Source organism: Kitasatospora sp. NPDC096204 (genome assembly GCF_044763205.1).
Classification (GTDB): Bacteria; Actinomycetota; Actinomycetes; order Streptomycetales; family Streptomycetaceae; genus Kitasatospora.
Window position 1 is genome coordinate 1 of the sequence record NZ_JBIWFT010000085.1, and the last position, 6019, is coordinate 6019.

3 protein-coding genes and 1 pseudogene are annotated in these 6019 nt (G+C 75.1%); 2 read left to right on the forward strand and 2 right to left on the reverse strand.

The window, feature by feature from the left end; genetic code table 11:
* Positions 1 to 343: 343 nt before the first annotated feature.
* Both ACIQ87_RS40060 and ACIQ87_RS40065 read right to left on the reverse strand, forming a co-directional pair.
* A pseudogene (locus ACIQ87_RS40060) lies at positions 344 to 956 on the reverse strand (transposase); the annotation flags it as partial.
* 156 nt (positions 957 to 1112) lie between these two features.
* Positions 1113 to 1475 (reverse strand): hypothetical protein, encoded by a 363-nt coding sequence (locus tag ACIQ87_RS40065; RefSeq protein ID WP_402417176.1) that lies wholly within the window; start codon positions 1473 to 1475, stop codon positions 1113 to 1115.
* Positions 1476 to 1799: 324 nt separating this feature from the next.
* Here ACIQ87_RS40065 and ACIQ87_RS40070 point away from each other — a divergent pair, with 324 nt between their 5' ends.
* Together ACIQ87_RS40070 and ACIQ87_RS40075 are read left to right on the forward strand one after the other, a co-directional pair.
* The gene (locus tag ACIQ87_RS40070; protein ID WP_402417178.1) at positions 1800 to 1958 is read left to right on the forward strand and encodes a hypothetical protein; all 159 of its coding nucleotides are present in this window, start codon (positions 1800 to 1802) and stop codon (positions 1956 to 1958) included.
* Between the two features lie 240 nt (positions 1959 to 2198).
* Positions 2199 to 5957 (forward strand): acyltransferase domain-containing protein, encoded by a 3759-nt coding sequence (locus ACIQ87_RS40075; protein WP_402417180.1) that lies wholly within the window; start codon positions 2199 to 2201, stop codon positions 5955 to 5957.
* The last annotated feature ends 62 nt before the right edge of the window (positions 5958 to 6019 follow it).

The following is a 6019-nucleotide window of genomic DNA, read 5'->3' on the forward strand; positions in this document are numbered from 1 at the left end:
TTCTGGCAGTCCCACCACTGGTACTAAGCCGACCCGTCGGCTTCCCCCACACCCCGGGGGCCGGACAGGGACCACCGGAGTGACCCACGAGGGCCCGTGCCGCGCAACCGCGCGGCACGGGCCCTCGCCCCGTCTCCCCGGCCGTCCGGCGGTACCCACCGGGCGTCGCGTCCCTGAAGCTTTCCTGCGGCACGGTGTGGGGCACGGGCGGCGCGATCAACTGCGGGCTGTCGGTGGCCTGGCTCTCGGTCGGGACCGAGCTTGATTTTTTAAGCCGCCGCTGCGATTTCGGCGAGGTGGGCTTCGAGCGTGGGTTCGCGTTTGACGGTCTTCCCGACGTCACATGCATCCGGTCCCGCGCGCGGGCCTCCGCCTTTCCGTAGTGGGTGGTGTCCGTGGTCGTGGTGGTCTCGGGCTCGTGCCGGCTGTCGGCTGCCGGGCTTGGCGAAGGTGAAGACGCCGCCGTGTGGGCGCGGGCGCCCGCCCCTGGGGCCGGAGCGGGGCTCACCCGGGTCGCGGAGCATGACCCGGTCCGAACGCAGTCGGCCGATCACCTCGACCGGCAGGTCCGCGAGCACGTGGGCCAGGCGGGGTCACGTCGTAGCCGGCGTCCATCACGATGAGGATGTCCGGATCGCCCCGGTGCCAATGCCCTGCCGCGATGATGCGGTCGACGACCTCGCGCAGTCGGGCCGCGGTGACGGCGGTCGCGTCGTCAGCCGGTCCCAGCCGGACCGCGTCCAGCAACCCGGCCCAGGAGGTACGCCCGGACTCCAGGGCGGCGACGAAGGAGTACGGCCGGCCGGGGATGAACCGGTCCGCGCTTCGGCCGCGGCCGTAGACGTGGCAGAACAGGCGCTCATCGCTGATCGGGGCGTCGGGCGAAGCCGGTTGGAAACGTCCACGGCCGGGCCGATGCGCCCGTCCGTGAGCCGTGGCAGCGGCAGGCCGGCCAGGCCCGCACCCCCGTGCTCCGGCCCCTGTGTCCGGTGCCGGTGTTGGGTGGGTGCTGGTGTCCGGTGTCCGGTGTCCGGGGAAAGTGTTCACCCCGCCGGGTGCGGGTGGTCCGCGGGTGGCGGGGTGAGGGGTGGTGGCCGGGTGGGCGGGTGTGGTCAGTTGAAGACGAGGATGTCGGTGCGCATCGGCAGGGGGCTGTTCCAGCCGATGTTGATCTTGAAGGTGACCACGCCGTTGCCGGGGGCGATGCTCGAGACCTGGAACGGCGCGGCGCCGACGAACCGGTTGCCGTTGGCGTCGATCTCCGAGGCCGTGATGACGACGGTCGAGTTGATCCCGATGACGTTCCACGAGATCTGCAGGTTGAACGTCCCGTTTCCGGGGCTCCAGTTCACCCAGCCGCGCCACACGGCGCCGACGTTGCCGCCGATGTCGGCGAGGTGCTGCTCGGTGTCGGTGGACTGCAGTGCGCCGGTGATCTGCGGGACCTGGGAGGCGGTGGGTTCGGCTGCGGCCATGACGGCCCTCCTTGTGCCGGGAGGGCCCCACGAGCCCTCCGGATACTCAGAGTATTCATCCGTAAGCACAGTGTCACAATCACTCGTGCGGGTGAACACCCGGCGCGTCACCGCACCATCCACCCACCCACGCCCCCCGGGCCGCCCGCCACCCGGCGCGCACCCCGCCCCACCCGCCCGCCGGTTGCGCCCCGCCCGCCTGCCCTCCCGTCGTGCCCCGCCGCCCCGCCCGCTCGTCCGTCCGGCCTGCCGCGCGTCGCTGTGCCCCGACCCTCCGGGTGTGCTGCCGCTCGCTCGTGGCGGGGGCGCGTCCGGTGGCGGTGTGTGGACGTGCGTACGGGCCAGGAGATCCTCAGGAGCGCGCCTGGCGCCGTCCAGCAGTCCGCGGAGGTCGAGGAGTTCATCGCGGCACCGGACGGGATCCGGCGGGAGCTGGAGGCGCGAACTCCGGGCCCGCAGCGGTCCGCCGGAACGGACGGCTGACCCGGCCCACGGGGTGCGCGCGGCTCTCCCGCTGTGCCGCGACCCGCCCCCGCACCGTGTCGCGGCCTGCGCTATCGGGACGCTATGCGACTTGGGCAAGATCGGCGGCGCACGTCCGGTGGCGGTACACGCCGGGCATGACGAAGGCGTCCCGGTCGGCGCGCGACCCGTGGGAGCGGGTACTCCGCCACGGTCCGGCGACTGATGGTCCTGATCGCCGTGAAGGAGTCCGAAGTCACGATGACGCACCCCGACGGTACGGAAGCACCGCTGCTGTGGACACTGGCCGGCAGCGGCAGGCAGTCGCTGGCGGCCGGCGCCCGTGGCCTGCACGGGTACCTGGCCGGTCGGGACGACTGGAGCCCCCGGGACGTCGCGCTCGCCCTCGCGCGCACCGCCTCCGAGGGGAGCCGGCGGGCGGCACTGGTGGCCGACGGCCGGGACGGGTTCCTGCGGCGGCTGGACGCGCTCGCCGACGGCAGGAGCACGTCCGGCCTGGTGGAGGGCGCGGCGGTGACGGGCCGCCGGGTCGCCTTCGTGTTCCCCGGCCAGGGCGCGCAGTGGCCCCGGATGGCGGTGGACCTGCTGGACGCCTCCGCGGTGTTCCGCGACCGCATGGACGCCTGCGCGCAGGCCCTGGAACCGTTCCTCGACTGGTCGCCGATCGACGTGCTCCGCGACCCGGACGCGCCGGGCGCGCCCGCCGGGGACCGGGCCGACGTGGTGCAGCCCCTGCTGTTCGCCGTGACGGTGTCGCTCGCCGGGCTGTGGCGCTCCCGCGGCGTGGAACCGGCCGCCGTGCTCGGCCACAGCGTCGGCGAGGTCACCGCCGCCGCGGTCAGCGGCGCGCTCTCCCTGGACGACTCCGCGCGGGTGGTCGCCCGCTGGAGCCAGGCCCAGGCGACCCTGGCCGGGCAGGGCGACATGGTCTCCGTGATGGCCCCGGCCGGCGAGGTCGAACCTCGGCTGCGCCGCTGTGACGGCCGCCTCGTCGTCGCCGCGCACAACGGTCCGCGGTCCGTGATCGTCTCCGGCGACCGCGACGCCGCGGCCGAACTCCTCGCCGACCTGGCCTCGGCCGGGGTGCACGCGCGGCGGGTCGCGGTGGGCCTGGCCGCCCACTCCCCCCACATCGACGCGATCGTCCCCCGGATGAGCGCCGACCTCGCACCGATCCGGCCCCGCACGGCGCACCTGCCCTACTACTCCGGCCTGACCGGGGGACGGCTTGACGCCCCGGTCCTGGACGCCGACTACTGGTGCCGCAACCTGCGCAACCCGGTCAGGTTCCAGCAGGCGGCCGGGGCCCTGCTGCGGGACGGGTACGGTGTCCTGCTGGAGGTCAGCCCGCACCCCGTGCTGACCTCCGCCCTCACCGACTGCGCGGAGGAACACGGCGCGCAGGCCGCCGTCCTCGGCACGCTGCGCCGGGACCAGGGCGGTCCGAGCCGGTTCCTGACCTCGCTCGGCGAGCTGTACGTGCACGGCGTCACCCCGGAGCCGGAGCCGGGGCCGGGGCCGGAAGCGCGGCCCACCCGGCTGCCGGAACTGCCGGCCGCCGTCCTGGCGGCGCTTGCGGCGCCCGCCCCGGCGGGCACGGACACGGACGCGAACACGGACGGGACCGGCAGCGCGTTCCGCGCGGAGCTGGCCGGCCTGGACGCGGCGGAGCGCCGCGCCGCCCTGGTGCGGCTGGTGGACGAGGAGGTCGCCGCACTGACCGGGCGGTCCGAGCCGGTCCCCGCCGACCTGGCGTTCCTCGACCTTGGGTTCGACTCCGTCACCGCCGTGGAGCTGCGCAACCGGCTGAGCGCGGCGACGGCGCTGCGCATCCCGGCGACGGCCGTCTTCGACTGCCCGACCCCGGCGGCCCTGGCCGCGTACCTCGACGCCCGGATCGGCGGCGGCGACCGGCCGGAGCGGCGCACGGACGCGGACGCGCCGGTGCGGCGGGCCGCGGACGACGACCCCGTGGTGATCGTCGGCATGGGCTGCCGCTACCCCGGCGGGGTCGGCAGCCCCGACGAACTCTGGGAACTGGTGTCGATGGGCGCCGACGCCGTCTCCGCGCTGCCCGGCGATCGCGGCTGGGACGCCGTCGGACGGTACGACCCCGCGCCCGGCACCCCGGGCCGGTACTACCAGCGGGAGGCGGGCTCGCTCGCCGGCGCGGCCGACTTCGACGCCGAGTTCTTCGGCATCTCGCCGCGCGAGGCGCTCGCGATGGACCCGCAGCAGCGGCTGCTGCTGGAGACCACCTGGGAGGCACTGGAGCGGGCCGGGATCGACCCGTCCACCCTGCGGCGGACCCCGACGGGCGTCTACGTCGGGGCGATGACCATGGACTACGGCCCCTCCCTCGAACAGGGCGCCGACGAGGGCGGCCACCTGCTGACCGGCAACACCGGGAGCGTCGCGTCGGGCCGCCTGGCCTACACCCTCGGCCTGGAGGGGGCGGCTGTCACCGTGGACACGGCCTGCTCGTCCTCCCTGGTCGCCTTGCACCTGGCGGCCCGGGCGCTGCGCTCGGGCGAGTGCTCGCTGGCGCTGGCCGGCGGCGCGACCGTGATGTCCACCGTCGGCATGCTGGTGGAGTTCAGCCGGCAGGGCGGACTCGCCCCGGACGGCCGCTGCAAGGCGTTCGCGGCGGCCGCCGACGGCTTCGGCCTGGCCGAGGGAGTGGGCATGCTGCTGCTGGAGCGGCTGTCGGACGCGCGGCGCAACGGGCACCCGGTGCTGGCCGTCATCCGCGGCTCGGCGACGAACCAGGACGGTGCGAGCAACGGTCTGACGGCGCCGAACGGCCCGTCGCAGCAGCGGGTGATCCGGGCGGCGCTGGCGGATGCGGGGCTGACGTCCGCGGACGTGGACGTGGTGGAGGCGCACGGCACCGGCACCCGGCTGGGCGACCCGATCGAGGCGCAGGCGCTGCTGGCCACCTATGGGCAGGGCCGGCCCGCCGACCGGCCGGTGTGGATCGGCTCGCTGAAGTCCAACATCGGCCACTCCCAGGCCGCGGCGGGCGTGGGCGGGGTGATCAAGTCGGTGCTCGCCCTGCGGCACGGTGTGATGCCCAAGACCCTGCACGTGGACGGCCCCACGCCCGAGGTGGACTGGTCGGCGGGCGCCGGCCGGCTGCTGACCGAGGCCCGGGAATGGGACGACACAGGACGCCCGCGCCGGGCCGGCGTGTCCTCGTTCGGCATCAGCGGCACCAACGCCCACGTCATCCTCGAACAGGCCCCGGCCGACGAGGCGGCGGCGGATGCCCCGCGTCCCGGGACGGTGCTGTGGCCGCTGTCGGCGCGCACCCCGGAGGCGCTGCGCGCGCAGGCGGCGGCACTGGCCGCGCGGGTGGCGGCGGAACCCGGCCTCGACGCGGCGGACATCGGCTACTCGCTGACGGTGGGCCGCACGTCCTTCGGACACCGCGCGGTGCTGGTGGGCACGGACCGGAGCGACCTGCTCGACGGCGTGACCGCGCTGGCGCGGGGCGCCGCGGCGGCCGGCGGTGGGCTGGTGTCCGGCCGGGTGGCGCTGGTGTTCCCGGGCCAGGGTTCGCAGTGGGTGGGGATGGCCATGGAGCTGCTGGGCGCATCCGAGGTGTTCGCGGCGCGGATGGCGGAGTGTGAGCGGGCGCTGACACCGTACGTCGACTGGTCGTTGACGGAGGCGCTGGGCTCGGAGGAGCTGTTGGCGCGGGTCGACGTGGTGCAGCCCGTGTTGTGGGCGGTGATGGTGTCGCTCGCGGAGGTGTGGCGCTCGTTCGGGGTCGTCCCGGACGCGGTGGTCGGCCACTCCCAGGGGGAGATCGCGGCCGCCGTGGTGGCGGGCGGTCTGAGTCTGGAGGACGGGGCGCGGGTGGTCGCGTTGCGTTCCCGTGCGGTGGGTGCGCTGGCGGGCCGTGGCGGCATGGCCTCGCTGCCGCTGCCGGTCGATGCGGTCCGGGAGCGGATCGGGGGCCGGTTGATGCTCCTATGGGCTGTCAAGCGGCGGTGAGCCAGTCGCGGTAGGCATTGGCGAGGTCGTCGTCTCGGCGGATTCCGCGTTCGAGGGTGGAG

Coding starts and splice junctions, on each gene's coding strand:
- ACIQ87_RS40065 (WP_402417176.1), bottom strand. CDS start 1,475: ATGGCCGCAGCCGAACCCACCGCCTCCCAGGTCCCGCAGATCACCGGC.
- ACIQ87_RS40075 (WP_402417180.1), top strand. CDS start 2,199: ATGACGCACCCCGACGGTACGGAAGCACCGCTGCTGTGGACACTGGCC.